Origin of the sequence: Achromobacter ruhlandii, from assembly GCF_902859695.1 — a bacterium.
GTDB lineage: Bacteria > Pseudomonadota > Gammaproteobacteria > Burkholderiales > Burkholderiaceae_B > Achromobacter > Achromobacter ruhlandii.
In genome coordinates this window covers 28476-54819 of record NZ_CADIJL010000038.1, presented here as the reverse complement: position 1 = coordinate 54819, position 26344 = coordinate 28476, and the positions used below count along the sequence as shown (strand labels likewise).

General features: G+C 67.5%; 26 protein-coding genes, 1 tRNA gene and 1 pseudogene. 11 read left to right on the top strand and 17 right to left on the bottom strand.

Annotated features, from left to right (window positions below; translation table 11 throughout):
• From HV742_RS27950 to HV742_RS27915, 8 genes and pseudogenes are all read left to right on the top strand, one after another.
• Positions 1-487: pseudogene (locus HV742_RS27950) on the top strand (peptidoglycan-binding protein LysM); the annotation flags it as partial.
• Positions 488-490: 3 nt separating this feature from the next.
• A complete protein-coding gene (gene truA, locus HV742_RS27945; protein ID WP_175146916.1) occupies positions 491-1312 on the top strand; it encodes a tRNA pseudouridine(38-40) synthase TruA in 822 nt (273 codons plus the stop codon).
• Between the two features lie 36 nt (positions 1313-1348).
• Positions 1349-2443 carry a TRAP transporter substrate-binding protein gene (locus HV742_RS27940; protein WP_063588663.1) on the top strand — a complete coding sequence of 365 codons (1095 nt, stop codon included), beginning with the start codon at positions 1349-1351 and terminating at the stop codon, positions 2441-2443.
• An 83-nt stretch (positions 2444-2526) separates the two neighbouring features.
• Positions 2527-3180: a phosphoribosylanthranilate isomerase gene (locus tag HV742_RS27935; RefSeq protein ID WP_059269762.1), complete on the top strand. Its 654-nt coding sequence runs from the start codon at positions 2527-2529 to the stop codon at positions 3178-3180.
• 201 nt (positions 3181-3381) lie between these two features.
• Positions 3382-3458 (top strand) — tRNA-Val (locus HV742_RS27930).
• Between the two features lie 401 nt (positions 3459-3859).
• On the top strand, positions 3860-4153 hold the full coding sequence (locus HV742_RS27925) for a hypothetical protein (protein WP_175146915.1): 294 nt from the start codon (positions 3860-3862) through the stop codon (positions 4151-4153).
• A gap of 70 nt (positions 4154-4223) precedes the next feature.
• Entirely contained in the window at positions 4224-4433 is a 210-nt protein-coding gene (locus HV742_RS27920) for a hypothetical protein (protein ID WP_049075085.1), read from the top strand.
• Between the two features lie 118 nt (positions 4434-4551).
• Entirely contained in the window at positions 4552-4830 is a 279-nt protein-coding gene (locus HV742_RS27915) for a DUF2164 domain-containing protein (RefSeq protein WP_175146914.1), read from the top strand.
• Positions 4831-4847: 17 nt separating this feature from the next.
• On the opposite strand, the gene HV742_RS27910 is transcribed toward HV742_RS27915, so the two are convergent.
• The 3 genes from HV742_RS27910 to HV742_RS27900 all read right to left on the bottom strand — a co-directional run bounded on the left by HV742_RS27910 (position 4848) and on the right by HV742_RS27900 (position 6450).
• On the bottom strand, positions 4848-5162 hold the full coding sequence (locus HV742_RS27910; RefSeq protein WP_254601280.1) for a TM2 domain-containing protein: 315 nt from the start codon (positions 5160-5162) through the stop codon (positions 4848-4850).
• 187 nt (positions 5163-5349) lie between these two features.
• Complete coding sequence (locus tag HV742_RS27905) at positions 5350-5883, bottom strand: phosphonate degradation HD-domain oxygenase (protein WP_049075079.1); 534 nt, start codon at positions 5881-5883, stop codon at positions 5350-5352.
• Between the two features lie 357 nt (positions 5884-6240).
• Positions 6241-6450, bottom strand: a complete 210-nt coding sequence (locus tag HV742_RS27900) for a hypothetical protein (protein ID WP_175146913.1) — start codon at positions 6448-6450, stop codon at positions 6241-6243.
• A 99-nt stretch (positions 6451-6549) separates the two neighbouring features.
• Between HV742_RS27900 and HV742_RS27895 the strand changes: the two genes are divergently transcribed.
• Together HV742_RS27895 and HV742_RS27890 are read left to right on the top strand one after the other, a co-directional pair.
• On the top strand, positions 6550-6969 hold the full coding sequence (locus HV742_RS27895) for a YbaN family protein (RefSeq protein WP_217482427.1): 420 nt from the start codon (positions 6550-6552) through the stop codon (positions 6967-6969).
• A gap of 158 nt (positions 6970-7127) precedes the next feature.
• On the top strand, positions 7128-8075 hold the full coding sequence (locus HV742_RS27890; protein ID WP_054417947.1) for an alpha/beta hydrolase: 948 nt from the start codon (positions 7128-7130) through the stop codon (positions 8073-8075).
• Between the two features lie 15 nt (positions 8076-8090).
• On the opposite strand, the gene HV742_RS27885 is transcribed toward HV742_RS27890, so the two are convergent.
• From HV742_RS27885 to HV742_RS27870, 4 genes are read right to left on the bottom strand one after another with little or no spacing between them, the layout of a single operon-like run.
• A complete protein-coding gene (locus HV742_RS27885) occupies positions 8091-9872 on the bottom strand; it encodes an IlvD/Edd family dehydratase (protein WP_049075072.1) in 1782 nt (593 codons plus the stop codon).
• Positions 9873-9927: 55 nt separating this feature from the next.
• On the bottom strand, positions 9928-10944 hold the full coding sequence (locus HV742_RS27880; protein ID WP_049075071.1) for a TRAP transporter substrate-binding protein: 1017 nt from the start codon (positions 10942-10944) through the stop codon (positions 9928-9930).
• A gap of 58 nt (positions 10945-11002) precedes the next feature.
• Positions 11003-12283: a TRAP transporter large permease gene (locus HV742_RS27875; RefSeq protein WP_054417949.1), complete on the bottom strand. Its 1281-nt coding sequence runs from the start codon at positions 12281-12283 to the stop codon at positions 11003-11005.
• Between the two features lie 39 nt (positions 12284-12322).
• Positions 12323-12865: a TRAP transporter small permease gene (locus tag HV742_RS27870; protein ID WP_049075067.1), complete on the bottom strand. Its 543-nt coding sequence runs from the start codon at positions 12863-12865 to the stop codon at positions 12323-12325.
• A 130-nt stretch (positions 12866-12995) separates the two neighbouring features.
• On the opposite strand from HV742_RS27870, the gene gntR reads away from it, so the two are divergent.
• Positions 12996-14021: an HTH-type transcriptional regulator GntR gene (gene gntR, locus HV742_RS27865; RefSeq protein WP_175146912.1), complete on the top strand. Its 1026-nt coding sequence runs from the start codon at positions 12996-12998 to the stop codon at positions 14019-14021.
• A 7-nt stretch (positions 14022-14028) separates the two neighbouring features.
• Here the strand turns inward: gntR and HV742_RS27860 are convergent, their stop codons facing one another.
• From HV742_RS27860 to HV742_RS27815, 10 genes are all read right to left on the bottom strand, one after another.
• Positions 14029-14925 carry a DMT family transporter gene (locus HV742_RS27860; RefSeq protein WP_175146911.1) on the bottom strand — a complete coding sequence of 299 codons (897 nt, stop codon included), beginning with the start codon at positions 14923-14925 and terminating at the stop codon, positions 14029-14031.
• Between the two features lie 8 nt (positions 14926-14933).
• Positions 14934-15992: a histone deacetylase family protein gene (locus HV742_RS27855; protein ID WP_059269770.1), complete on the bottom strand. Its 1059-nt coding sequence runs from the start codon at positions 15990-15992 to the stop codon at positions 14934-14936.
• 104 nt (positions 15993-16096) lie between these two features.
• The gene (locus tag HV742_RS27850) at positions 16097-16417 is read right to left on the bottom strand and encodes a cupin domain-containing protein (protein ID WP_054417958.1); all 321 of its coding nucleotides are present in this window, start codon (positions 16415-16417) and stop codon (positions 16097-16099) included.
• A gap of 49 nt (positions 16418-16466) precedes the next feature.
• Positions 16467-18101, bottom strand: a complete 1635-nt coding sequence (locus HV742_RS27845) for an ABC transporter ATP-binding protein (RefSeq protein ID WP_175146910.1) — start codon at positions 18099-18101, stop codon at positions 16467-16469.
• A gap of 9 nt (positions 18102-18110) precedes the next feature.
• Positions 18111-18950 (bottom strand): ABC transporter permease, encoded by an 840-nt coding sequence (locus HV742_RS27840; RefSeq protein WP_006387977.1) that lies wholly within the window; start codon positions 18948-18950, stop codon positions 18111-18113.
• Complete coding sequence (locus HV742_RS27835; protein WP_175146909.1) at positions 18947-19954, bottom strand: ABC transporter permease; 1008 nt, start codon at positions 19952-19954, stop codon at positions 18947-18949. The genes HV742_RS27840 and HV742_RS27835 overlap by 4 nt, the downstream gene beginning before the upstream one ends.
• Positions 19955-20047: 93 nt before the next feature.
• On the bottom strand, positions 20048-21622 hold the full coding sequence (locus HV742_RS27830) for an ABC transporter substrate-binding protein (RefSeq protein ID WP_054417963.1): 1575 nt from the start codon (positions 21620-21622) through the stop codon (positions 20048-20050).
• 195 nt (positions 21623-21817) lie between these two features.
• Complete coding sequence (locus tag HV742_RS27825; protein WP_175146908.1) at positions 21818-23317, bottom strand: aldehyde dehydrogenase; 1500 nt, start codon at positions 23315-23317, stop codon at positions 21818-21820.
• Positions 23318-23332: 15 nt separating this feature from the next.
• Positions 23333-24574, bottom strand: a complete 1242-nt coding sequence (locus HV742_RS27820) for a Zn-dependent hydrolase (RefSeq protein WP_437340607.1) — start codon at positions 24572-24574, stop codon at positions 23333-23335.
• Between the two features lie 18 nt (positions 24575-24592).
• Entirely contained in the window at positions 24593-26308 is a 1716-nt protein-coding gene (locus HV742_RS27815; protein WP_175146907.1) for a thiamine pyrophosphate-binding protein, read from the bottom strand.
• Positions 26309-26344 lie beyond the last annotated feature (36 nt).

Sequence of the window (26344 nt, the reverse complement as noted above, 5' to 3'; positions counted from 1 at the left end):
GACCGGATCGACGGGCGCAGCGGGTGCCGCGGGCGCGGCCGGCTCCACAGGCGCAGCGGGCGCTCCCGGCGTTGCCGGTACGCCAGGCGGCGCAGGAATCCCCGGGGCAGCCGGCGCGCCGGGCGCCGCCGGCGCGACAGGCCCCGCCCGCGCATCGACCGCCGCCACGCAACAAGACAAGGCCGCCGCGGATACGGCGGCGAGCAACAACAAGGATAAGGATTTGACTTCTTCGATGCCGGCCTGGTTGGCCGACAACCTGCTCGTTATCGTGACCGCCGTGCTGGCGCTGATCGCTTTCGCCATCGCCTGGGTGTTGCGGCGCGCGGGCGCCCGCCGCGGCGACGACGACGAGGAAACCTATGCCTACAACGAACCGGCGCTGGATACGGCGGCGCTGAACCGCAAGCTCGACTCCATCAGCCTCGACCTGGACGAACCGCCCACGGACGAACCGCGCCCGGCGGGCAGTTCTTCCCGGATCTGAACGATGTCCAGAGTTGCATTGGGGCTGGCATACGACGGCTCCGCCTGGCAGGGCTGGCAGACCCAGCCGCACCGGCAGACGGTGCAGGACACCCTGGAAGCCGCGCTGGCGCGGTTCTGTGGCGTGGCCGATCCGGTTGCCACGGTCTGCGCCGGCCGCACCGACACCGGCGTGCATGGCGCGATGCAGGTGATCCACCTGGACACGGTATTGGATCGGCGCCTGGAATCGTGGGTGCGGGGCGTGAACGCATTCCTGCCTCCCAGCATTTCCGTGCACTGGGCCCAGGCGGTGCCGGACGATTTCCATGCCCGGTTTTCCGCCCGGGCCCGCACCTACGTTTACCTCCTGTGGCGCGGCCGCGTGCGTCCCGCGCTGTGGGCCGGCCGCGCCGGCTGGTGCCACCAACCCCTGGATGTCGCGGCCATGCGCGCGGCGGCGGGCGCCTTGCTGGGCGAACACGATTTCTCCAGCTTCCGCTCCTCGCAGTGCCAGGCCAGGCACCCGGTGCGCATCATGCACCGGCTCGACATCGAAGAGCGGGGGCCGTTCCTGGTGTTCACGCTGCGCGCCAATGCCTTCCTGCATCACATGGTGCGCAATATCATGGGGGCGCTGCTGCAGATCGGGCAGGGCCGCGAACCGGTGGACTGGATGGCGCAACTGCTGTCCTGGCGCGACCGCAAGCGCGGCGCGCCGACGTTTTCTCCCGACGGCCTGTATCTGTCGGCCATCGACTATCCGGACGAGTTCGGCCTGGACCAGCTGGACGGCGGCGCGTTGCTGTTGTCGCCATTCACCCAGCCGCCGGGCAACCCGTCCTAGCCGGACGCCTGCCGGCGCCCAATGGAGGCCTGTCTCATGCAACGCCGCGCGTTTTTGAAACGAACCGCCCTGGGCGCCGCCGCCGGCGCCGCGATCGCCGCGCCCGCCTATGCGCAGGAAGCGCCGACTGTGTCCTGGCGGCTGGCTTCCAGTTTTCCCAATGAGTCGCCGACCCTGTTCGCCGGCGCCGAGGACGTGGCACGTTATGTCAGCGATGTCACCGACGGCAAGTTCCGCATCGAGATCTTCTCGGCCGGCGACCTGGTGGATGCCGGCGAGGTGCTGGACGCCGTGCAGCATCGCATCGTCGATTGCGGCCACACGGCTTCGACCCGCTTTTTCGATACCGACCCCGCGCTGTGCTTTGACGCGGGCGTGCCGTTCGGGCTGAACACGCGGCAGATGAACGCCTGGATGCTGCAGGGCGAAGGCCTGGCGCTGACGCGCGTGCTGTTCGGCAAGTACAACATCCTGAACTTCCCCTGTGGCCTCACGGGCGCGCAGATGGGCGGCTGGTTCCGCGGCGAGGTCAAGACCGTGGACGACCTGCGCGGCCTGAAGATCAAGGCCGGCGGCTTCGCGCGCCAGGTGCTGGCCCGCATGGGCGCCGCGCCCGTCGACCTGCCCATCGCCGACACCTATGCGGCGCTGGAGCAGGGCGGCGTCGACGCCGTGGCCTGGATCGGCCCGCATGATGACGAAAACCTGGCCTTGTACAAGGTCGCGCGTAACTACTACTTTCCCGGCTGGTGGGCGGGCACGCTGCAGTTGTCACTCTACGTGAACCAGCAGGCGCACGACGAACTGCCCAAGTCCTATCAGGCGGCGCTGGAATTGGCGAGCCGGATGGCCACCGCCAACATGATCGCCAAGTATGACGCCGGCAATCCCGACGCCCTGCGCCGGCTGGTGCAGCGCGGCGCGCAGCTCAAGGCGTTTCCGCGGCCGATGCTGCAGGCCGCTCACGAGGCGGCGCTCAAGCTGTACCAGGAACTCGCCGCCAAGGATCCGATGTTCAAGAAGTTGTACGAGAGCATGAAGGCCTTCCGTGACAAGGAAATCCCCTGGTTCCGTGTGGCCGAAGGCAGTTTCGATTCCTTCATGGCGACAGTCGGTCAACCCGGCGCCTGAGTCCGCGCCCCGCCGGCGCGCCGGCAAGGCTCCCCTTATACTGGTCACATTCGTCGCGCCGCGCGACGCAAGCAATCAACGCCATGCGCACACGCATCAAGATCTGCGGCCTGACCCGCGAAGAAGACATCGACGCCGCCGTTGCGGCCGGCGTCGATGCGATCGGTTTCGTCTTCTACCCCAAGAGCAAGCGCTACGTCACGCCGACCCGCGCCGCGCAATTGCGCCGCGTTGTGCCGGCATTCGTCGACGTGGTGGCATTGTTCGTGAATCCGTCGCCGGACGAGGTGCGGGCAGTGCTGGACGAGGTCGGCCCCGAACTGCTGCAGTTCCATGGCGATGAAACCCCGCAGGACTGCGCGCGCCACGGCCATCGCTACCTGCGCGCCTTCCGCGCTGGCGCGCCCGGCCTGGAAACGGCGGAAGGCCTGGCCACTTATTGCCGCGCCTTTGGCGAGGCCGCCGGCTGGCTGTTCGACAGCTACAGCGCCGGTTTCGGCGGCAGCGGCCATGGCTTCGATCACGCCTTGCTGGCGGACGTGAAGGCCGATCCGGTGTCGCGGCCGTTGATTCTCTCCGGGGGGCTGAACCCCGACAACGTCGCCGCCGCCGTGCAATCCGTGCGTCCCTGGGCGGTCGATGTGAGCAGTGGCGTCGAGGTCGAGCAAGGAATAAAAAGTTCTGATAGAATCTCGTTCTTCGTTGCTGCGGTGCATGCCGCAGACGCGAAGAAATAGAAGGAAAAAGTAGTGCGGTGCCGGCGGGAGCGGTTGAAAAAACCAAACCAGCCGTTGTGTTGAGGAATGTTCGAGTCGAAGAGTGTGGCAGGTATATGCCAAGCAATTCACGCCACATCCGAAGCGCAATGAAAACAGCAAAAAATCTGAGAAGACGATTTGCATAGTTTAAAAAAGCACTATATAATTCTTCTTCTTTGCAGGCGGTTAGCTCAGCTGGTTAGAGCGCCACGTTGACATCGTGGAGGTCGTTGGTTCGATTCCAATACCGCCTACCAAATTCCTGCAAAGTGAGTGTTTGATAGAGCTAGTCAAGCACCACCCCGAAAGCCGCGACAGTCTTTGACTTCGCGGCTTTTTGCTTTGTGCGCGGCCAAGTGCTGCTAAGTGCTGCCAAGTAGCGCCAAGCGATTTAAGGGTAGGCATGAGGTAGGGCCAAAAATAATAAGGGTAGGCCCCTTGGCCTTCAATTTTCCGCGTTGACTGCGCAGCGATCGAGATAATCCGACCACCACTGCATCAATTGCCGGCGCTCGTCCAGATACTCGGCGTGGTTGTACGCGCGACGCACCGTGTTGCCCCTGCTGATAGGGCCTCGTTGATCTACGGGGAAGCCTGGGGATACTGATGACCACCTATCATTTTCTCGCCCAGCCGGTTGGCGTTCTATCCGGACAGCTTGCGTGACGTGTACGAGGCCAGCCCCCAGGGTTGGCCGGACGATGGTGTCGAGGTCAGTCCCGAGCTTTACGAACGACTGTATTCCGAACACCTGCAGGGACGCGTGTTCTGCGTTGGGCCCGACGGCGAGCCGATGACGAAGGAGCCTGATCCGCCGTCGAGTAATCGCCAGGTCCGCCGGATACACCGCCGCCCCGCCCGCGCGGTAAACCGACTCAAATCCTTTCGACAGAAATTTCCGCGCCTGCCGGTATCCGTCATATTGGACGTGATGGACGTCATCGTTCCGTGAGAATTCATGAAACTTCGGCTCTTTTCATTTTGTAGGATTTTACTGAAAGAAAAATGAAAGGTGAGAAGCGATGAACGATTGCGATGAGTGCAGAGACATCGTGCAGGGCCAAGCCGGCGCGCAAGGGCATGCCCGTCTTATCAGCCTGGGAGACGTTCGCAGCCTGGCGGTAGTGAAAGGGCGGGCCCGGCAGGAAGCGTTCGTGTGCTCGACCTGCGCGGCCGAGTGGGACTACATCCATGCCACGCGCGGCGAGCGCGCGGGGTGGTTCCGGCAATAGCGGCGTGTAACCCGTCGTCACAAGGGTTGGGGGTGTGGCACTATGACTATCGACGCCTGCGCGGCGGGGCCTGCCCTGTTCCTGGCCGCGCGGCCCCACTGAAACGTGAGGACGCCACATGGCCATCGAACTGGAGCGAGACGTACGCGATACCGCCATCGCTTCCCTGCGCCGGTATTTCGATCAGCACATGGAAGAACCGATCGGCAACATCACGGCGGGGGCGTTGCTGGGATTCATTCTTGAGGAAATCGGGCCGACCATCTACAACCGCGCGGTTGCCGATGTACAGGAGCGGCTGCAGCTGCGTGTTTCCGAGTTGGATCTGGAGGTCCACGAGGAAGAGTTCGCCTACTGGCGCAAGTACGACAAGGACGAGCGTGGCCGTCGGAAGTGACTCGGGCCGCGCACGTTTCAGGGCAGGGGCGAGTTCCCGGACGACAGCGTTGCCGCCAGCAGCATGTTGGCATTGCGGATCCAACCGGGAATCAGGAAAGCGTCGATGATTGCCCAGATGCCCACCGACGACAGCAGCGCAAAGCCCAAGCCGACGGCGCTGAAGGCGAAGCCGAGAGCCGTGAGGATGAGCATGGCGATGGCCGAGCCGGTCTTGCCGGTGTAGAAACGGTGTCCGCCCAGGCTGCCGAGGAAGAACCACAGGAGGTAGGCCACGCCGACGCTCTTGCGATGGGCGTCGTACATCATGGCTTGCATGGCGGGACTGTTCACGATATCTCCGAAAGGAACCCGATGCCTGGCCGGCGGGCGCCGGCTCCAAGGCGGCCAACGTGCTTTCCGCCGCGTCAGATGATTGGTTCTTTCCGGGCGCCCGGCTAGATGGCCGCGCCAAATCTCGGACTGCTGAACAGTGCTGAAAAACGGGCGCGCCATTCCGCGCGCGGCGCACCGTCCGGATTCACGCCGCCCGCAGACAGCGGCGGGCCATATCCATGTAGTGCGCCAGCGGCGGGGTGGGCAGGCCGACCACTTTGGCCAGGTCGTCATAGCGGCGCAGCCGCACCGCCGCCAGCGCGTGCGATTGCGCGGCAAAGGTATCGGCCTGCGTCGGGGTGAACACGCCGCCCTGCAGGGCCAGGCTCTGCACCGAGGCGGGCGACAGGGTGTCCAGATAGGCGGGCTCGATCGCGCCCAGGTAGCGCTTGGCGGCGACGTGCAGGCGCACCGGGGCCGTGACTTCGTCATCGAACAGCGCGGCGAGCGCTGCGGCGGCCACTTCCTGGTGGCGCATGTCGTTGGTGATGCTTTCGGCGAGCATCAGGTGGCCGATGTCGTGCAGCAACGCGGCGACGATCAGGGCCTCGGACTCGCCGGCCTGTTCGGCCAGTTGTGCGCATTGCAGCGCGTGTTCGGTCTGGCTGATGGCCTCGCCGCCATAGTAGGCGGCGCCATGATGGGCGAAGAGGTCTTGGATGCGGGGCAGGGTGAGCATGAGGGGATGCCTTCGGGACGGGGATCGGCAGAGACAATATGCCTTCATGGTGACATCTAGATGACTGGAACATGAGGGGCGGCCGTTCCGCGCCCCGCCGCGCGCGGCGGGGCCGGAGGGAGCGCGCTTTCGGAGATAGCCTTCGATACTCGACAGGCAGTCTTGATGCCCGCCGTTCATCTCAAGCCTGCCCTGGTGAGTGCTTGCCTGATGCTGGCGGCATGCCTGGCCGCCGCGCGGTGACGCCGCCGTGGACGGATGAGATACCCATGTGCGGCGGACAGGACCGTTCCACGCCGGCCGTGAAGGCCGCGGACGTGGCGATTGCTTTCGGGCGCGTGCCGATGCGGCGCGGGCCTAGCTGCAGGTCAGGATATTGAGCCAGGCGATGGCGCTGGCCAGCAGGCCGGCGGCCTGCACGCGTTCGGGGGTCTGGCGGCCGGCCTGTAATTGGGCCAGCGCTTTTTTCATGTGCAGCAACGGCGTGGCTTCGGTTTCGGCGACGGGCGTGACCGCGAGCGAAGCACGGGGGCGGCGGGTCTTGGCGTTGAGCGGTTCGGTGGTCAAGGGAGCCTCCTGGGCGGGCGCCGGCGCGGCGGGAGGAGGTCTGACCGCAGGCGTGTGCGAATGTTCCGGACAGGCAACTGCGTTATCCTGCACTCCATCATGATGAGAGCACTGTGGCTGATCCTGGGTTGCGCGATGCTGGCGCTGGGCGTGATCGGCGCCTTCCTGCCGGTGATGCCGACGACGATTTTCCTGATCCTGGCGGTGGGCTGCTTTTCGCGTTCGTCCCCGCGCCTGGAGCGCTGGCTGCTGGACAGCCCCACCTATGGCCCCTCGCTGCGCGCCTGGCGCGAACAGGGGGCGGTGTCGCGCAAGGGCAAGCTGTATGCGTCGCTGGGTATGGCGGTGGGCTACGGCCTGTTCTGGTGGGGCGCGCATCCCTCGCTGCTGCTTGCATCAGGCGTCGGCCTGTTCTTCCTTGCAAGCGCCGCCTATGTGCTGAGCCGTCCCAATCCGCGAGCGCTTGATTCGCAAGGGAAAACGCCCGACGAAACCGGCAGCCCGGCGGCAGGCGCGTAAAGCCCGGTCGAAAGCCTGCGCGCGCCGTAACGCGCCGAAACCGGCGCCTTTCATCGGCTGGGTCTGCCTGCCGGATTTCTCTGCTTAAATGGCCCGCAGCGTGGCTGGGCTGGCGGGCGTGTGGTTCCGCCGGCATGGCGCGCCCGCGAGGAAGATCCATGCATATCAAGCGACGAGAACTGCTGTTGGCCGGCCTGTCGGGCGCGGCGCTGGGGCTCTTGACGGAACCGGCGGTGGCGGTTGCCGCGCCGGCGGGTCAGCAGGCCATCGATCTCTGGCCGGGCAGCCGCGCGCCGGGCGGGCCCGGACCAGGCGAAGCCGAGCAGGTCAGCGCCAAGGGGTCGGTCACGCGGGTGTCGCGGCCACGGCTGGTGGTGTACCGGCCCGAGCGTCCCAATGGCAGCGCGATGCTGGTGATCGCCGGGGGCGGCTATGCCCACATCGAGCGCGGCGCCGAGAGCACGCCCGCCTGCCTGTGGCTGCAATCCCTGGGCGTCACGGCGTTCGAACTGGTGTATCGCCTGCCGGGCGAGCACTGGCCCGCCGTGGCGCCGTTGCAGGACGGCCAGCGCGCCATGCGCGTGATCCGCGCCTCGGCACAGTCGTTCGGCCTGGATACCGGCCGCATCGGCGTACTGGGGTTTTCCGCGGGCGGACACCTGGCGGGCATGACCGCGGCCACGCCCGGCCTGGCGCGCTACCAGCCGGTGGACGAAGCCGACAGGCTGTCGTCACGGCCGGATTTCGCCGGGCTGATCTATCCGGTGTTGACCTTCATGCCGCCGTTCGACCATACCCACGCTCGCCGTTCGATCGTCGGCCAGCATCCGACGGCCGAACAGAGCGCGGCGTTTTCCGTGGACCATCTGGCCACGGCGCAGATGCCGCCCACTTTCCTGGCGCAGGCGCAAGACGACCCGATCGCGCCGGTCGACAACAGCCTGCTGATGTTCGCGGCCTTGCGGCGCCTGGGCGTGCCGGCCGAGATGCACATCTTCGCGGCTGGCAAACATGGCTGGGGCATGGGCAAGCCGGATTCGCTAGTGCATGCATGGCCCGGCCTGTTCACGCAGTGGGCCGCCTTCAACCAGTTTTTCAAGGCCTGAACCCGACCCTCCGTGTCAGTGCGAGTGGCGCGGATCGCCGCGGGTCTCGACCACCTTCAGGTACAGCGTCGCCGGTTCGAGGCAGCCGCCGGTGGACAGTTGGCCCACCAGTTGGCGATACAGTTCCTGCCAGGGGGTCTGCGCCGGCGGCGGCTGGTACGGCGGCTCCTGCCGGCGCCGCGCCAGTTCGGCTTCGTCCACCAGCGCGATGACGCTGCGCTGGTTCAGGTCGACGCGGATGCGGTCGCCGGTGCGCAGCAGCGCCAGCCCGCCGCCGACGGCGGCTTCGGGCGACATGTTCAGGATCGACGGGCTGGCGGAGGTGCCGCTCTGGCGGCCGTCGCCCAGGCAGGGCAGCGAGTCGATGCCGCGCTTGATCAGGTGCGAGGGCGGCGCCATGTTGACGACTTCGGCGCTGCCGGGGTAGCCAACCGTGCCGGCGCCGCGGATGACCAGGATGCAGTGTTCGTCGATGTTCAGCGCGGGGTCCTCGATGCGCGCGTGGTAATCCTCCGGGCCCTCGAACACGATGGCGCGCGCCTCGAAGGCGTTCTCGTCGCCGGGCGCGGACAGGTAGGCGCGGCGGAACGCCTCGCCCACCACCGACATCTTGATGACCGCGCTGTCGAAGAAATTGCCCGATAGCACGATGAAGCCGGCGCGATGCTTGAGCGGCGCGTCGCAGGCGCGGATGACGTCCGCATCGTGCGTCTTGGCGCCGGCGGCGATCTGGCCGATGGTCTTGCCGGACACGGTGGCGCATTCGGCGTGCAGGCGGCCGGCAACCAACAATTCATGCATCACGGCGGGGACGCCGCCGGCGCGGTGGAAGCCTTCGCCCAGGTGTTCGCCCGCAGGCACGCAGTTCACCAGGAGCGGTACGTCCTCTCCCAACCGCTGCCAGTCGTCCAGGCTCAGGTCGATGCCGGCATGGCGCGCCATGGCGATCAGGTGCGGCGGACAGTTGCTGGACGCGCCCAGCGCCGAGGCCACGACGATGGCGTTTTCGAAGGCCTCGCGCGTCAGGATATGGGACGGGCGCAGGTCCTCGCGCACCATGTCGCAGATGCGCAGGCCGGTGGCGTAGGCCATCTGACCGCGTTCGCGGTAGGGCGCCGGGATGCTGGCGCAGGTAGGCAGCGACATGCCCAGCGCCTCGGCCAGCGAGTTCATGGACAGCGCGGTGCCCATGGTGTTGCAGTGGCCCACCGACGGCGAGGAGGCCGTGGCCAGCGTCATGAAGCCCTCGTAGTCCAGCTTGCCCGCCGCCATGAGGTTGCGGGCGTGCCAGATGACCGTGCCGGAGCCGACCCGCTGGCCGTCGTGCCAGCCGTCCAGCATGGGGCCGCCCGACAGCACGATGGCGGGGATGTCGACGGTGGCCGCCGCCATCAGGCAGGCGGGCGTGGTCTTGTCGCAGCCGGTGGTCAGCACCACGCCGTCCAGCGGATAGCCGTGCAGGATCTCGACCAGGCCCAGGTAGGCCAGGTTGCGGTCCAGCGCCGCGGTCGGGCGGCGGCCCTGTTCGGCCAGCGGATGCACCGGGAACTCCATCGGGATGCCGCCGGCGTCGCGGATGCCGGCCTTGACGCGCTCGGCCAGCGCCAGGTGGTGGCGGTTGCAGGGCGCCAGGTCGCTGCCGGTCTGGGCGATGCCGATGATGGGGCGGCCCGATTGCAGTTCCTGGCGCGTCAGGCCGTAGTTCAGGTAGCGCTCGACGTAGATCGCCGTCATGTCGGCGTGGGCGGGATCGTCGAACCATTTCTGGCTGCGCAGCTTGCGGGGGGTGTCGGTCATGGGGTGCCTCGTGTGCTTCTGTGATGCGTGGCGCGCCAGCGGGCGCGCCGGGGACCTAATTGCGCGCCTTGCTGATTTCGGCGTTCAGTTGCCGGATCAGGTCGGGACCCAGTTCCTGGGTGTACTTGTCGACCACCGGCTGTACCTTTTCGCGCATCCGCGCCACTTCCTCGGGCGACACGGTATTGATCTTCATGCCGGCCTGCTCCAGCGTGCCCATCGCCTTGAGCGAATCGGCGCGGCTGTCCTTGCGCTCGAAGTCGCGCGAGGCCTCGGCGGCCTGGCGCACCAGCTTTTGTTCGTCGGGCGACAGCTTGTCCCACCATTTTTTCGAGGCCATCACCACCCAGGGCGTATAGACGTGGCGGGTGATGGTCAGGTAGGGCTGCACCTCGTAGAACTTGCTGCTCTGAATGGTGGTGATGGGATTTTCCTGGCCATCGACCGTGCGCGTTTCCAATGCCGTGAACAATTCCGAGAACGGCATCGGCACGGCATTCGCGCCCAGCGTGTTGAAGACGCCCAGCGCGATCTGGTTCTGCATCACGCGCAGTTTGATGCCTTGCATGTCCTCGGCGCGCACGATGGGGTGCTTGGAGTTGGTCATGTTGCGAAAGCCGTTTTCCCAATACACCAGCCCCACCAGGCCCTTGGCTTCCAGCTTCTTGAGCAGGTCCTGCCCCAGCTGCCCATCCAGCACCGCATCGGCTTCCTTTTCGCTGTTGAACAGGAACGGCAGGTCGAACACGCCGAATTCCTTGACCATGCCGGCCAGCGGCGCGGTGGAGCCAACCATCATTTCCTGCGCCCCGCCAACCAGCGCGCCCTGCATCTGTTCGTCCGAGCCGAGGTTGGCCGAGCCGAAGGTCTTCATCTTGAGCTTGCCGCCGCTGATTTTCTCTAGCTCCTGCGCCAGGTGGCGCGCGGCGCGGCCCTGCACGCTGTCTTCATTCAGGCCGTAGCCGAAGCGGATCAGGCGCGGCTTGACGTCGGCGGCCGCGGCGGCCCCGGCGAAGGCGCAGGACAGCGCCGTGGCCAGCACGACGAGGCGGGTCTTGAAACGGATGTTCATGGTGTTCCTCCTTGGCTTCTTCTAGGTGGCGCCGGATCGGCGCGCTTGTTCACGGGCCTCAGTGCATCCAGCTCGCGGGGACGGTGATCAGTTCGGGGAAGATCACCAGCAGTACCAGCAGCAGCGTGTAGGCCACGACATAGCGCCACACGCCCCTGCAGATGGTTTCCATGTTGATGCGGGCGACGCCGCAGACCACGTTGAGCACGGTGCCGACCGGCGGCGTGAGCAGGCCGACGCAGCCCACCATGACGAACATGACGCCGAAATACACCGGGTCGATGCCGGCCTGGGTGACGACCGGCATGAGCACCGGCGCCAGGATCAGGATGGTGGGTGTCAGGTCCATGACCGTGCCGACCAGTGTCAGCAGCACCAGCAGCGCGAACATCAGCAGCTTGGGATGATCCAGCACCGGCTCCAGCAGCGCGATCAGGTCCTGCGGCATGTCGGCCAGGGTGATCATGTAGGACGAGACCATGGCGGCGGCCACCAGGAACATGACCACGGCGGTGGTGCGGGCGGCATTGATGAACAGCGGCAGCAGGTGGCGCAGGCCAATCTCGCGATAGACGAACAAGCTGATCAGCAGCGCGTAGACGGCAGCCACCACCGCCGCTTCGGTGGGGGTGAAGATGCCGCCGCGCAGGCCGCCGATGATGATGACGGGCAGCAGCAGCGCCCAGGCCGATTCGCGCAGCGCCCGCAGCCGGGCGCCCCAGGGCTGGCGCGGCGCGGGCTTGATGGCGCCGTGCTTGCGCGCCACCCAGGTCCACACCGCCACCAATGTCATGCCCATCATCAGGCCGGGGGCGATGCCGGCGAAGAACAGCTTGGTGATGGAGACGTTGGTGGCGACGCCGAAGATGATGAACGAGATCGACGGCGGGATGATTGGCGCGATGATGCCGCCCGCGGCGATCAGGCCGGATGCCTGGCCGGCGTCGTAGCCTTTCTCGCGCAGCATCGGGATCAGCAGCGATCCGAGCGCGGCCGCGTCGGCCACGGCCGAGCCGGAAAGCGCCGCCAGCAGCACGCTGGCGAAGATGGCGACGTAGCCCAGCCCGCCCTGGATATGGCCGACGAACATGCTGGCCAGGTTGACAATGCGGCGCGAGATGCCGCCGGCGTTCATCAGTTCGCCGGCCAGCATGAACAGCGGCACCGCCATCAGCGTGAAGCTGTTGGCGCCGGACAGCATGTTCTGCGCCAGGATCTGGGTGTCGAAGAAATCGAGTTGGAACATCATGGCGATCGCGCTCAATAGCAGCGCGAACGCGATCGGCATGCCCAGGGCGATGAAGCCCAGCAGCACCAGCAGGAAGACGGTCAGGATCATGGGGGGCGGGTCCGAACGTGGGAGGCGAGGAGGCCGGGGTCAGACCAGCGGGTCTTCGGGACTGGATTCCGCGGGCAGCGGGCCGCCGGCCAGCACGCGAATCAAGTCGAACAGGGTCAGCAGGCCCATCGCGACGGCGGCGTACAGCGCGGCGGCGTTGAATACCGCCAGCGGCATCGCGGTCACCGGCAGGCGGGTGTCCAGGCCGATCAGCGTCTGTGCCCAGCTGCCATCGGCCAGCAGCCACAGCATCCACAGCACCAGCAATTGGCAGACGATGTGCGAGACACGGCGGGCGGCGGGACCGAAGCGTTCCACCAGCATCGTGACGCCGATGTGCTGGTGGTCGCGCAACGCCAGCACCGAACCCAGGAAGATCATCCAGACGAAGGCCAGGCGGGAGATCTCGTCGGACACGTTGATGCCGGAATTGAACAGGTAGCGCATGGCGACATTGCCGAACAGCAACACCACCATGACCACCAGGCAGGCGGCCATCAGCCAGGTCTGCAACCGGGCGCACCAGTCGGCGGCGCGCGCCAGCGGGGTGGCGCCAGGCCGCCCCTTGGGGGAACCATGCATGCTTGTCTCCTCTCCGTTTTCCGGAATTCTTATGGATATCGCGAGGCTGATGTTAGCGCTAACATTTTTGGTTTGGCAAGCCCCGATCTTTAGGTCAGACTACGTGCTCGCCAACCGCTCAGAACGGCCGATGTCCATCCGAAAGCCCCGCAGCACCCGCGCCGGGCGCGTGACCATGCAAGAGGTCGCGCGCCGCGCCGGGGTCAGCGCGATCACCGTGTCGCGCGCCTTGCGCACCCCCGACAAGGTGGCCGAGGCCGTGCGCCTGCGCATCGCCGAGGTCTGCCAGGAACTCGGTTACGTGCCCAACCACGCGGCCAGCGCGCTGGCGTCGGCGCGCTCGCAGACCATCGTGGTGCTGATTCCATCGCTGAGCAACGTGGTGTTCGTCGACATCATCAACGGCATCAAGGAAGTGCTGGACGAGCAGGGCTACCACCTGCTGATCGGCGTCACCGGGTATTCGCCCGATGCCGAGGAGGCGTTGCTGCGCAAGTACCTGCAGCACCTGCCCGATGGCCTCATCCTGACCGGCATCGACCACAACCCGGGGGTCTGGGAGCTGCTGCGGGCGCAGGGGATGCCCACGGTCCACACCATCGAGACGCTCGAGGGCAGCGACGGCATGAGCGTCGGGTTTTCTCAGTTCGAGTCTGGCTATGCCGCCGGCCGCCACCTGGTCGAACGCGGCCGCAAGCGCATCGGCATCGTCGGCGCCCAGCTCGATCCACGCTCGTTGCGGCGTTGCGAAGGCTGCCGCCAGGCGTTGCGCGACGCCGGCCTGTACGATCCGGCGCTGGAGATCATGACGCCCGAGAAGTCGTCGATCGCGCTGGGGGCGGCGTTGCTGGAAACCCTGCTGGCAGGACATCCCGATTGCGACGCGCTGTTTTTCTGCAATGACGACCTGGCGCAGGGCGCGGTGTTCCAGTGCGGACGGCTGTGCGTGCGCGTGCCGGGCCAGATGGCGCTGGTGGGCTTCCATGACTTTGCGGGCACGGCCTGGACCACGCCGCCGCTGTCGACCATCGCCACGCCGCGCTACGAGATCGGCCGCGAGGCGGCGCTCTTGCTGATGCGCCACCTGGCCGGCCAGCCCATCGCGCAGCGCCACATCGACCTGGGTTTCACGCTGGTGCGGCGCGAAACCACCTGATCCCGCGTCAGCCGGCACGGCGCAACGCCAGGAACACGCCGGACGCCATGATCATGGCGATGCCGGTCAGCGCCAGCCCGTCAGGCGGACGCTGGAACCAGAAGGTGCTGAAGGCCACCGCCAGCAGCAGCTGGAAGTAGTTCAGCGGCGCCAGCGTGGCCGCCGCGACGCGTTGGAAGGCGGCAATGAGCAGGATCTGCGCCAGTCCGCTGCAGGCGCCCAGGCCCACGATCAAAGCCATGTCCGTCAGGTCGGGCCAGGGATCCGGCAGGAAGAAGGGTGCGGGCAGGGCAGTGACGATCAGGCAGATGAAGGCGGTGTAAGCGTATTGCACCGGGCCGGCCACCTTGCCCGACAGCCTGCGGGTCAGCACCTGGAAGATGGCGTAGCTGATCGCCGACACCGCCATCAGCAGCGTGCCCAGTGCAGGCAGGTCGGCGCCCGGCCGCACGATCAACAGCATGCCGGCGAAGCCGGCCGCCACCGCCATCCATTGCACCGGCCGCACCCGTTCGCCCAGCAGCCAGGGCGACAGCGCGACCATGATGAGGGGCGAGGTGAAGTAGATCGCCGTGGCCTCGGACAGCGGCATCCAGATCAGTGCCGTCATGAAGCAGGTGCCGACGGTGGCCAGCATCAGGCCGCGCAGGATCAGCAGGGGCTTTAGCGGCGCGGCGCGCAGGTCGGGCCAGCCATGGCGCCACAGCAGCCCCAGCGCCAGCGTCGCCACGGCGAGATAGCGCATGATGTTCAGGAACGGCGCCGGGTAGCGCATCAGCATCTGCTTGGAGCCGGCGTCGAAAGTGGCGAAGGCCACCAGCGCCGCGAAGAACAGCAGGATACCGGCCCGCCGTGAACCGGCTGCCGGGATGGCGCCGGGCGCCGTGGCGGAGGTGATGGCCATGGCGTGGTTCAGGCGCGGGCCAGGCCTTGCAGGAACGCGTCCAGCGCCGGGCCGATGGCCTGCACCATGTAGCCGCCTTCCTGCACCACCACCGTGGGCAGGCCCAGGCTGGCCACGCGCGCGCCGATGTCGCGGTAGGCGTCGATGTCCAGTTTCAGGACGCTGATGGGATCGTCCTTGTAAGTGTCGAACCCCAGCGCCAGCACCAGGGCCTGCGGCCCGTAGCCGGCCAGCGCCGCCAGCGCCGTGTCCAGCGCCCGCAGGAACGGGTCGTTGCCGGCGCCGTGCGGCAGCGGCAGGTTGAGATTGCAGCCCTCGCCGGCGCCGTGGCCGCGCTCGTGCGCGTAGCCGGTGTAGAACGGGTAGTAGCCGGCAGGGTCGGCGTGCAGCGATACCGTCATCACGTCGGCGCGCTGGTAGAAGATGTTCTGGGTGCCGTCGCCATGGTGCGCATCCACGTCCAGCACCGCCACCTTGGACCAGGTCTGCAACAGCCGCGCGGCGGCGGCCGCGCTGCTGTTCAGGTAGCAGAAGCCGCCAGCGCGGTCGCGGTGGGCGTGGTGGCCCGACGGGCGGCACAGCGCATAGGCCGATCCGCCGAAGACTGCCACGTGCTCGGCCGCGGCCACCGCGCTGTGGGCGGAGCGCAGCGCCGAGCGCCAGGTATGCGCGCCGATGGGGCAGGACAGGTCGCTCAGGTAGTAGCCGGTCTGCGCCACGATCGACGGCGACGGGCAGGGACCGCGCCCGGCCGTTTCGACGCGGCCGCTATAGTAGGGCGACAGGTTCGGCAGCACTTCCGGGCCGGGGTCGACGCCCGGGGCCTTGAGCGCCTGCCAGCGGGCGAACGCGGTTTCCAGGTAGTCCAGGTAGTCCGTGCTGTGGACGGCTTCCAGCGGCTGGCGGCCGTAGTCGGGTGGCGCCTCGATCGCGATGCCGCGGGCGGCCAGCGCGCCTTGCAGGCTGTGGGCGCGAGAGGGCAGGTCGGTGGGGGCGCTGATGCGTCCCAGCCGCATAAACTGCTGGGGGGTGTGTAGCAGTTGTTCTTCCGAGAAAAACGCCTTCATGGTGGTCCTTTGCGTGTCGGCGGGAACGGGCCCGCCGACCGGCGGGTGGATGCGTGGCTCAGGGCGCGACGGTCGATGTGTGGCCGTCGGCCCAGGGCTGCCGGTCAGTGCGAACAGCCGGCGTCCGGGGCCTGTCCCGGCTGCTTGATCTCGATCTCGACGAAGACGAACTCGGTGTCACCCGGGTTGATGACATTGTGCTCCACGCCCACCGGCCGGTAGTAGGACACGCCAGTGGTGAGCTGGCTGGTGACCTGGCCGTTGGGCGTGTCCAGCAGCAGCGGGCCGGTGGTCTGCGGCACCACCACGTAGTTCATGCCGTGGCGGTGCCAGCCGGTTTCTCCGCCGGGCGGAAAACGCCATTCGGTGACGGTGACCTGCTCGTTGTCGATCTGGACGGTGGGCACGGCGGGCGGGCGTTGCATGCGAGTCTCCTGGTTGGGGTGCCGCGGGCGTCGCGGCGGGTCATGCGCTTCACGCCGCGGCCTGCGCCTGGGTCGGATCCCAGTGCTGGCCGGGCACGGCGGCGATGAGTTGTTGCGTATAGGCGTGCTGCGGGTTGTCGAAAATCTGGCTGGGCGATCCGTATTCCACCACCTTGCCCCGGTGCATGACCAGCACCGAATTGCAGATCTGCGCGGCCACGCGCAGGTCGTGGGTGATGAACACCAGCGCGATCTTCAGGCGCTGCTGCAGGTCGTGTAGCAGTTGCAGCACCTGCGCCTGCACCGACACGTCCAGCGCCGATACCGATTCGTCGGCCACCAGCACCTTGGGCTCCAGCGCCAGGGCGCGGGCGATGCCGATGCGCTGGCGCTGGCCGCCGGAGAACTGGTTGGGGTAGCGGTCGAACGCCGACGGATCCAGACCCACCAGCGACAGCAGCTCGCGCACGCGGGCCTCGGCCTGGGCGCGCGGCACGCCGTTGGCGACCGGGCCGTCGCTGATGATGCGGCCCACGGTATGGCGCGGGTTGAGCGAGGCGAACGGATCCTGGAAGATCATCTGGATGTCCTTGCGCAGCGGCCGGAAGCGCGACTCCGGCATGGCGGCGATGTCCTGACCATTGAAGATCAACTGGCCGCCGTTGATGCCGACCAGCTTGAGCAGGCACTTGCCGATGGTCGACTTGCCCGAGCCGGACTCGCCGACGATGCCCAGCGTCTCGCCGCGCCGCACGCTGAAGCTGACGCCGTCGACCGCATGCACCTCGCGCTTGCCGCCCAGCCAGCCATGGCCGACGACGTAGGTCTTTCTCAGGTCCTTCACTTCCAGGACCGGTTGTTCCTGCGTGGCGGCGGCGCGTTCCTCGCCGCGCCTGTGCGGCACCGCCGCGATCAGGCGCTGGGTGTAGGGATGGCGTGGGCGGTTCAGCACCTCCTCGGCCGGGCCCTGTTCGACCAGCACGCCTTTTTCCATCACCGCCACCCGGTGCGCGATCTCGGCGACCACGCCGAAATCATGGGTGACGAACATCACGCCCATGCCCTTTTCCTTCTGGATGCGGGCGATCAGCGCCAGGATCTGGGCCTGGGTGGTGACGTCCAGCGCGGTGGTCGGCTCGTCGGCGATCAGCAGTGCCGGTTCCAGCGCCAGCGCCATGGCGATCATGACGCGCTGGCGCTGGCCGCCCGACAGGCGGAACGGATATACGTGGTAGAGCGTGGCCGGATCGGGCAGGCCGACGAAGGCCAGCAGTTCCAGCGTGCGCCGCATGCGTTCCGGGCCGGGATAGACGTTGTGGACCCGCATGACCTCATTGATCTGTTCGCCCACCGTCATCAGCGGGTTCAGCGCCGACAGCGGTTCCTGGAAGATCATGGCCATGTCCTTGCCGCGCATGCCCTGCAGCGTGGCTTCGTCCTGGCGCAGCAGGTCGGTGCCACGGAACAGAATGCGGCCCTGTTGCGGCGTCAGGTAGTCGGGCAGCAGGCCCATGATGGCGTTGGCGCTCATGGACTTGCCCGAGCCGGATTCGCCGACGATGCAAAGGATCTCGCCGGCGTGGATGTCGTATGACACGTCCTGCACCGCGAACGGACGGTCGCCGCCGCGGGGCAGGGCGATGCTGAGGTGCTGGATGGACAGCAGGGGCGGGGAAGCGTTCATGCCGGTCTCCTATTCGCCGCGCTTGCGCAGTTGCGGGTTGAGGGCGTCGTTCAGGCCTTCGCCGATCAGGTTGATGGCCAGCACGGTCAGCAGGATGGCCACGCCCGGCCACACGCTCATCCACCAGGCTTCGCGGATCATGGTGCGGGCCGCGCCGATCATGAAGCCCCAGCTCATCTCGTTGCGGTCGCCCAGTCCCAGGAAGGACAGCGACGATTCGGTCAGGATGGCGGTGGCCACCATGAACGAGGCCGAGACGATGATGGGCGACATGGCGTTCGGCAGGATCTGCGTGCCGACGATGCGCGCCGGGGTCTGGCCGATGACAATGGCGGCCTGCACGAATTCGCGCTGCTTGAGCGTCATGAACTCGGACCGTACCAGCCGCGCCGCCGGCGGCCAGGACACCACCGCGATCGCGCCCATGATGGAATACATCGAGGGCCCGAGGATCGCCACCAGCACCACCGCCATCGCCAGTTGCGGGATGGTCTGGAAGAACTCGGTGAAGCGCATCAGCGCGTCATCGACGCGGCCGCCGCAGTAGCCGGCGATGGCGCCCACGACGATGCCGAACACCAAGGCCACGGCGGTCGACAGCAGGCCCACCATCAGCGAGACCCGGGCGCCCCACACCAGGCCGGCGGTGATGTCGCGGCCCAGCATGTCGGTGCCGAACGGGTAGGCGGCGTCGGTGAAGGGCGGAATCAGCGGATCGGCCACCATCATCCAGGGCGAATCCTCGTACAGCAGCGGCGCGGCCAGGGCCACGATGACCACGGCCAGCACGATGGCCAGTCCGGCCACCGCGCCGTAGTTGCGCATATAGCGTCGGGCGAATTGCTTCATGCCGCGGCTCCTTGTTGCGCGCCCGCGCTGATGCGCGGATCGATCAGGCGGTACAGCACGTCGGTCAACAGGTTGAACACCACCACCATGATCGAGGTCACCAGGAAAATGCCCAGCAGCAGCTGGTAGTCGCGTTGCAGCAGCGCGTCGAACATCAGCCGGCCGATGCCGGGCCAGGCGAACACGGTCTCGGTCAGCACCGCGCCGCCGGCCATCTGGCCGAGCTGGATGCCGGCGAAGGTGATCACCGGCAAGAGCGCGTTGCGCAGCACGTGGGCGCGGATCACGCGGCCGGGGCTGACGCCCTTGGCGCGCGCCGTCTTGACGAAGTCCATGCCGATCACCTCCAGCATCGAGGCGCGCGTCAGGCGCACGTACACCGCCATGAAGAAGCAGCCCAGCGTCACCGTCGGCAGGATCAGGTGCTGCGCGATGTCGGCGGCGCGGGCCCAGCCGGTCAGGCCGGCGCCCACGGTTTCCATGCCGAAGGCCGGCAGCCAGCCTAGCACCACCGAGAACAGCAGGATGCCCATCAGCGACAGCCAGAACAGCGGCGTGGCGTACAGCAGCAGGGCGCCGGTCATGACCGAGCTGTCGATCCAGCGGCGCTTGTTGCGGTAGCGCGCCTTGGCCGCGATCACGCCCAGCAGCACGCCCAGCACGATCGAGAAGACGAAGGCGCACGACATCAGCAGAAAGGTGGCGGGCAGGCGTTCGACGATCAGGTCCAGCACCGGCACGTGGTTGCGGTAGGAAAAGCCCAGGTCGAGCTGGACCACGCCCTTCAGGTACAGGAACAACTGCGTCAGCACCGGCTTGTCCAGCCCGAATGCGACGCGCAGTTGCTCGACGTAGGCGGCATCGCCCGCGCCGGCCTGGCCCGCCAGCACGGCGGCGGGGTCGCCGGGCGCCAGGCGGATCAGGAAGAAATTGATGATGACCACGCCCAGCACGACCACCAGGGCCTTGCCGATGCGCGAAACCAGGAAAGACAGGAATTTCATGCTCTGGGTCCTCCGTGGACGGGCGCGGACGTCCGTCGCGCGGCCGGGCGCCGCAAGCGAGCCGGGGTTGGCTGCGCTTGCGGCTTGCGGCGCTTACTTCTCGATGTAGACGTCGTCGAACGACTCGTTCAGGCCGATAGCCGTCTTGACCAGGTTCTTGACGTTGGCGCGATACAGCGTGGGGAACTCCATGTCCACCAGGAAGCCGTTGGCGACTTCATTGACCAGTGTGGTTTGCAGCTGCGTGTAGAGCGCCTGGCGCTTGGCCGGGTCGACCTCGGACGCGGCGGCTTCCCACTGCTTGTCGGTCTCGGGATTGCTGTAGCCCTGCACATTGGCGAACGGCGATCCCTTGACGATGTTCGACGAGATGTACAGGCGCTGCACGCCCAGCGCCGGATCGCCGTACTGGTAGGTGAAGTTGGTGGTCAGGTCGAAGTCCCAGTTGCCGGTGCGGCTGGCCCAGCCGCCGGCGTCGGTCGATTCCAGGTTGACCTTGAAGCCCAACTGCTCCAGGGCCTGCTTGGTGTATTCGCCCAGGCGGTCCCAGGTCGAACCGTACGGGAAGCTCAGCTGGCGGATGGTGTAGTCGCCGGGCTTGATGCCCGATTCCTTGATCAGCGCGCGCGCCTTCTTCATGTCGAAGGGCATCGGCGGCATGTTCTTGTCATAGAACATCTCGGTGGTCACGAACGGGCTGGTCGAGACCTTGCCCAGGCCGAAGAAGATGTTGTTGACCACCATGTTGCGGTTGATCGCGGCCATCACCGCCTGGCGCACCTTCAGGTTGTCGAAGGGCGGCTTGCGCATGTTGAAGATCAGGTAGGCCTGGGGCGAGAACATCTCCCAGCCGGCGGTGGTGTATTCGACCTTGGGCAGGGCGCGCAGGCGCTTGATGTCGACGTTGTCGACATCGCCGCCGCGCAGTACGTCGACGCTGCCGCGCTCGAACGCCACCGCGCGCGAGGCCGCGTCGGGGATCACGTTAAACACCAGCTCATCCAGGTAGGGCTTGCCGGGTTTCCAGTAATCGGGGTTGCGCGCCAGCTTGATGTATTCGCCGCGCTTCCATTCCTTGAACACGAATGGGCCCGTGCCGATCGGTTTCTGGTTGGCCGGGTTGGTCATGTAGTCGGTGCCGGCATAGATGTGCTTGGGCATCATCGGCGCGAAGCCGGGTTCGAACATCAGCATGAAGGCCGGGAACGGCGACTTCAGCTTGATGACCACCGTCTTCGGGTCGGTGGCCTGCACCGAATCGACGAACTTGTTCAGGATCACGCGGGCCCGCGCATGGGTCTTGGGCAGCATGTCCGACAGGGTGAAGACCACGTCGTCGGCGGTGAACGGCTTGCCGTCGTGCCACTTGACGTTGTCCTGCAGGTGGAAGGTGTAGGTCAGGCCGTCGCTTGAGGCCTCCCACGACTTGGCCAGGCCCGGTTGCGGCTTGAGGTCGGTGGTGTAGGTCAGCAGGCTTTCATAGATCTTGCCGGCGACGAACTGGGTGGGACCCTGCTGGTTGATGGCCGTGACGATCACGGGCGGCTCGGGCTGGACGATCATGTTGAGCGTGCCGCCCTTGGTCTGGGCCAGCGCCTGCGTGGCGGGCAAGGCGGCCGCCAGGATCAGGGCGCCGATGCTGAGGGAGAACCAAGTCTTCGATTTCACTGCGAGCCTCCGGGCTGGAAGAGGGTTATCAGGTGGCCGCGCGTCACGCGGCATGTGCCGGCTATGACAAGCAAACCTCGTGCCACCTGTTTCTCGGGGAACTGCGGGGTGGAGCTGCTACAACAATGCTGCGTATGGGTGCAGAGACGGCGCCGCGCACCAATGCGGCGATAGACGAGGTGCACGGCGGCCGCGCTATTGGGTGATGTCGATCCAGGTGGTTTTCAGGTCGCTGTACTTGTCCAGCGCGTGCAGCGATTTGTCGCGGCCGAAGCCCGACTGCTTGACGCCGCCGAACGGGACCGTGATGTCGCCGTCGGCATAGCAATTGACCCACACCAGGCCAGCGCGCAGGCGGCGCGACAGGCGATGCGCGCGGCCCAGGTTGGCGGTCCACAGGCCGGCGCCCAGGCCGTACGAGGAATCGTTGGCCAATGCGATGGCTTCGTCTTCCGTATGGAAGCGCTGCGCCGCCAGCACCGGGCCGAAGATCTCCTCGCGGATCAACGCGCTGGAGGCGTCGGCGCAATCGAAGATGGTGGGCTCGATGTAGAAGCCGCCGCTGTCCGTGTGCAACTGGCGTCCGCCGATGCGCAGCGTCGCGCCCTCGGCCTGGCCGGCCGCGATGCGCGCCATGACCGAGCGCGTCTGGCGTTCGTCAACCATGGCGCCCAGCGCCGTGGCCGGATCCAGCGGATTGCCCGGCCGCATCTCGGCGGCATGCCTGGCCACCTTCTCCATGAAGGTGTCGTAGATGGCGTCGTGCACGTACAGGCGCGAGCCGGCGATACACACTTCGCCCTGGTTCGAGAAGATCGCCAGCGCGGCGATCAGCGCGGCGCGGTCCAGGTCGGGGCAGTCCTCGAAGACGATGTGGGGCGACTTGCCGCCGCATTCGAGCCACACGCGCTTCAGATTCGATTCGCCCGAATAGCTCATGAAGCGCTTGCCGGTGGCGGTGGAGCCGGTGAATGCCACGCAGTCCACGTCCGGATGCAGGCCCAGCGCGCTGCCCGCCACCGGGCCCGTGCCGGGCACCACGTTGAACACGCCCGCCGGGATGCCGGCCTGCTCGGCCAGCGCCGCCAGCCGCAGCGCGCTCAACGACGACTGCTCGGCCGGCTTGAGGATCACGCTGTTGCCCGCGGCCAGCGCCGGCGCGACCTTCCAGGCCGCCATCAGCAGCGGATAGTTCCACGGCACCACGGCGGCCACCACGCCGAGCGGTTCGCGCGTGACCGTGGCCAGGGCATTGCCGCCCGTCGGCGCGATCTCGTCGTAGCGCTTGTCGATGGCCTCGCCATACCAGGCGTAGCAATGCGCGGTCTCGGGCAGGTCGAAGGCCAGCGCGTCACGGATCGGCTTGCCCATGTCCAGGGTCTCGATCAGTGCCAGCTCCTCGCTGTGCTCGGTGATGAGCTGCGCCAGCCGCACCAGGCGCGTCTTGCGCTCGCGCGGCGCCAGGCCGGACCAGACGCCGGCCTCGAAGGCGCGGCGGGCGGCCGCCACGGCGCGGTCGACATCGGCCTTGCCGCAGGCGGCCACATCGGCCAGCTTGCGGCCGTCGATCGGGCTGGTGGCCGCGAAGGTGGCGCCGTCGGCGGCGTCGGCGTAGGCGCCATCGATGTAGGCCTGGCCGCGCAGCGTCAGCGCGTCGGCGCGGGCTTGCCAGTAGTCGAGGGTATGCAGGGTCATGACGAGGTCCTCGGTTCAGCGCGCGGCGTTGGCGCGGGCCACCATGGCGTCCAGCAGCACGTTGCAGCCGGCTTCCAGGTGCGCGGGCTGCGCGTCTTCGATTTCGTTGTGGCTGATGCCGTCCTTGCACGGCACGAAGATCATGGCGGTGGGCGCCACCGCCGCCATGTAGACGGCGTCGTGGCCCGCGCCGGTGACGATGTCCATGGCCGGTAGGCCGCGACGCGCGGCGCCCTGGCGCACCTTCTCCACCAGATCGGGATCGAACGGGGTGGGGCGGAAGTACTGCACGTCCTTCACGTCCACCTGCACGCCGTGCTTCTCGGCGACCTCGAGGCAGGCGTCGCGCCACAGCTGGTCCATGCGCGTGAGCGTGGCCTCGTCCTCATGGCGCAGGTCGGTGGTGAAGCGCACCTGGCCCGGGATCACGTTGCGCGAGCCGGGGTGGGCATGGATCTCGCCCACCGTGCCGCGCCCGTGCGGCTGGTGCGCGTTGGCGATGTTGACCACGGCCTGCAGCAGATAGCTGGCGGCGAACAGCGCGTCGCGGCGGATGCCCATGGGCGTGGGGCCCGCGTGCATTTCCATGCCGGTCACGGTCACGTCGTACCAGCGCAGGCCGAGCGAGCCGGTCACCGCGCCGATCACTTTCTCTTCGTGTTCGAGGATCGGGCCTTGTTCAATGTGGGCCTCGAAATAGGCATCCACCGGACGGCCGCCGACCGGCTCGGTGCCGGCGTAGCCGATGGCCCGCAGTTCGTCACGCACCGCCAGGCCCTTGGCGTCGCGCGCGCTCAGCGCCGTCTCCAGCGAGAACTTGCCGGCGAACACGCCCGAGCCCATCATCACCGGCACGAAGCGCGAACCTTCCTCGTTGGTCCAGATGGCCAGCTCCAGCGGCGCCTCCGTCTGCACGCCGGCATCGTTCAGCGTGCGCATCACTTCCAGCCCGGCCAGCACGCCGAAGCAGCCGTCGAACTTGCCGCCGGTGGGCTGCGTGTCGATGTGGCTGCCGGTCATCACCGGGGGCAGCGCGTTGTTGCGGCCGGCGCGGCGCGCGAAGATATTGCCCACCTGGTCCACGTGGATCGTCAGGCCGGCGTCGCGCATCCAGCCGGTAACCAGATCGCGGCCCTGGCCGTCGAGCGCGGTCAGGGCCAGGCGGCAGTTGCCGCCCTTGGGCGTGGCGCCGATCTCGGCCAGATCCATCAGGGATTGCCAGAGCCGGTTGCCGTTGACGGACAGGGATGAAGTCATGGTGATCCTCGTTCGGTGTTAGTGGGTGGAGGCGGCGGCCTGGCGCGCCAGCGCGGCCTCGCGGATGGCGGTGAGCGTCTGGCCGGGGGCGATGCCGTCGGCGTCGTAGCGGATTTCCAGCAGCGCGGGCCGGCGTTCGCGCTCGGCGTAGGCCAGCGCGCGGTCGAATGCCGCGGCGAAGTCCTCGGTGCGTTCGACCGCCTCGCCGTAGCCGCCATAGCCGCGCACGATCTGGGTGAAATCGGGATTGTCGAAATCCAGCGCGATCGGACGGCCCGGGAATTCGCGCTCCTGATGCGCGCGGATCGTGCCCCACATGCCGTTGTTGAACACCAGCACCACGATGCCCAGCCGGTACTGCTGGGCCACGCCCAGTTCCTGCAGGTTCATCTGGAAGCACCCGTCGCCGGCGTAGCAGACCACGGTCTTGTCCGGGTGCTCCAGCTTGGCGGACACGGCCGCCGGCAGTCCGTAGCCCATCGACCCCACGGTCGGCGCCAGGCTGGTGCCCGGGCCGGTGAACTGGCGATAGCGGTGCGGATACAGCGCGTAGTTGCCCGCGCCCACCGTGACGCAGGCGTCCGGCGCCAGGCGTTGGTTGACCAGCGCGGCCACGGCGTCCAGGCCCAGCGGGCCGGGTGACGGCAACGGTTCGAGCGAATCCAGGTATTCGGCGTGGGCCGCGCGCACCGCGGCGCCGCGCGGCATGGCGTGGGCCGGTTGCAGCGTGGCCAGCGCCTGCGCGAAGCCGGCGACGCTGGCGACGATCGCCTGCGTCGGCGCGTAGACGCGGCCCAGCTCTTGCGGGTCCGGATAGACATGGATCAGCGCCTGGCGCGGCAAGGGACTCTCGACGACTTGATAGCCCTCGGTGGTGGCTTCGCCCAGGCGCGTGCCGACCGCGAGGATCAGGTCGGCCGTCCTGATGCGGGCGCGCAACGCCTCGGTCATGCCCCAGCCCATCTGGCCGGCGGCATTGGGATGGCGCTGGTCGAAGCACTCTAGGCGGCGCCAGGCGGTCGCCACCGGCAATTCGAAGCGTTCGGCGAAGGCGGCGATCTGCTGGGTCGCGTCCGGATTCCAACCGCTGCCGCCCAGCACCATGACCGGCCGTTCGGCCTGGTCGAGCAACTGGCGCATGCGTTCCAGGTCGGGCTGGCCGGGGCTGGCGACGACGCGCGGGTAGCGCGGCATGTCGGCCACCGTCGCCGTGCCCCACAGCGTGTCTTCCGGCAGGGCCAGCACCACCGGGCCGGGGCGGCCGCTGGTGGCGGTGGCGTAGGCGCGCGCCACGAATTCCGGAATGCGGTCGGTGCGATCGATCTGCGCCACCCATTTGGCCATCTGGCCGAACATGCGCCGGTAGTCGATTTCCTGGAAGGCCTCGCGTTCGTAGAAGTCGTTGCCGACCTGGCCGACGAACAGGATCATCGGCGTCGAATCCTGGAACGCGGTGTGCACGCCGATGCTGGCATTGGTGGCGCCCGGGCCGCGGGTGACGAAGCACACGCCGGGCTCGCCGGTCAGCTTGCCATGGGCCTCGGCCATGTAGGCGGCGCCGCTTTCCTGGCGGCACACCACCGGCTCGATGGCGCCGCGGTGCTCATTGAGCGCGTCGATGCAGGGCAGGTAACTCTCGCCGGGGATCATGAAGATCCGGCGCGTGCCGTGGATGCGCAGTTGCTGCATCAGGATCTGGCCGCCATTGCGCGGCAGGGGGGGGACAACCGTCATGCAAACACTCCCGGAATGGGCGCCCCGCGCCGGGCG

What these genes read in the sequence shown, in the direction of transcription:
- HV742_RS27835 (WP_175146909.1), bottom strand. Translation starts at nt 19,954, where the DNA reads ATGAAATTCCTGTCTTTCCTGGTTTCGCGCATCGGCAAGGCCCTGGTG.
- HV742_RS27850 (WP_054417958.1), bottom strand. Translation starts at nt 16,417, where the DNA reads ATGCAACGCCCGCCCGCCGTGCCCACCGTCCAGATCGACAACGAGCAG.
- HV742_RS27890 (WP_054417947.1), top strand. Translation starts at nt 7,128, where the DNA reads ATGCATATCAAGCGACGAGAACTGCTGTTGGCCGGCCTGTCGGGCGCG.
- HV742_RS27825 (WP_175146908.1), bottom strand. Translation starts at nt 23,317, where the DNA reads ATGACCCTGCATACCCTCGACTACTGGCAAGCCCGCGCCGACGCGCTG.
- HV742_RS27935 (WP_059269762.1), top strand. Translation starts at nt 2,527, where the DNA reads ATGCGCACACGCATCAAGATCTGCGGCCTGACCCGCGAAGAAGACATC.
- HV742_RS27880 (WP_049075071.1), bottom strand. Translation starts at nt 10,944, where the DNA reads ATGAACATCCGTTTCAAGACCCGCCTCGTCGTGCTGGCCACGGCGCTG.
- HV742_RS27815 (WP_175146907.1), bottom strand. Translation starts at nt 26,308, where the DNA reads ATGACGGTTGTCCCCCCCCTGCCGCGCAATGGCGGCCAGATCCTGATG.
- HV742_RS27915 (WP_175146914.1), top strand. Translation starts at nt 4,552, where the DNA reads ATGGCCATCGAACTGGAGCGAGACGTACGCGATACCGCCATCGCTTCC.
- HV742_RS27820 (WP_437340607.1), bottom strand. Translation starts at nt 24,574, where the DNA reads ATGACTTCATCCCTGTCCGTCAACGGCAACCGGCTCTGGCAATCCCTG.
- HV742_RS27855 (WP_059269770.1), bottom strand. Translation starts at nt 15,992, where the DNA reads ATGAAGGCGTTTTTCTCGGAAGAACAACTGCTACACACCCCCCAGCAG.
- HV742_RS27920 (WP_049075085.1), top strand. Translation starts at nt 4,224, where the DNA reads ATGAACGATTGCGATGAGTGCAGAGACATCGTGCAGGGCCAAGCCGGC.
- HV742_RS27940 (WP_063588663.1), top strand. Translation starts at nt 1,349, where the DNA reads ATGCAACGCCGCGCGTTTTTGAAACGAACCGCCCTGGGCGCCGCCGCC.
- HV742_RS27845 (WP_175146910.1), bottom strand. Translation starts at nt 18,101, where the DNA reads ATGAACGCTTCCCCGCCCCTGCTGTCCATCCAGCACCTCAGCATCGCC.
- HV742_RS27905 (WP_049075079.1), bottom strand. Translation starts at nt 5,883, where the DNA reads ATGCTCACCCTGCCCCGCATCCAAGACCTCTTCGCCCATCATGGCGCC.
- HV742_RS27870 (WP_049075067.1), bottom strand. Translation starts at nt 12,865, where the DNA reads ATGCATGGTTCCCCCAAGGGGCGGCCTGGCGCCACCCCGCTGGCGCGC.
- HV742_RS27840 (WP_006387977.1), bottom strand. Translation starts at nt 18,950, where the DNA reads ATGAAGCAATTCGCCCGACGCTATATGCGCAACTACGGCGCGGTGGCC.
- gntR (WP_175146912.1), top strand. Translation starts at nt 12,996, where the DNA reads ATGTCCATCCGAAAGCCCCGCAGCACCCGCGCCGGGCGCGTGACCATG.
- HV742_RS27875 (WP_054417949.1), bottom strand. Translation starts at nt 12,283, where the DNA reads ATGATCCTGACCGTCTTCCTGCTGGTGCTGCTGGGCTTCATCGCCCTG.
- HV742_RS27885 (WP_049075072.1), bottom strand. Translation starts at nt 9,872, where the DNA reads ATGACCGACACCCCCCGCAAGCTGCGCAGCCAGAAATGGTTCGACGAT.
- HV742_RS27860 (WP_175146911.1), bottom strand. Translation starts at nt 14,925, where the DNA reads ATGGCCATCACCTCCGCCACGGCGCCCGGCGCCATCCCGGCAGCCGGT.
- truA (WP_175146916.1), top strand. Translation starts at nt 491, where the DNA reads ATGTCCAGAGTTGCATTGGGGCTGGCATACGACGGCTCCGCCTGGCAG.
- HV742_RS27895 (WP_217482427.1), top strand. Translation starts at nt 6,550, where the DNA reads ATGATGAGAGCACTGTGGCTGATCCTGGGTTGCGCGATGCTGGCGCTG.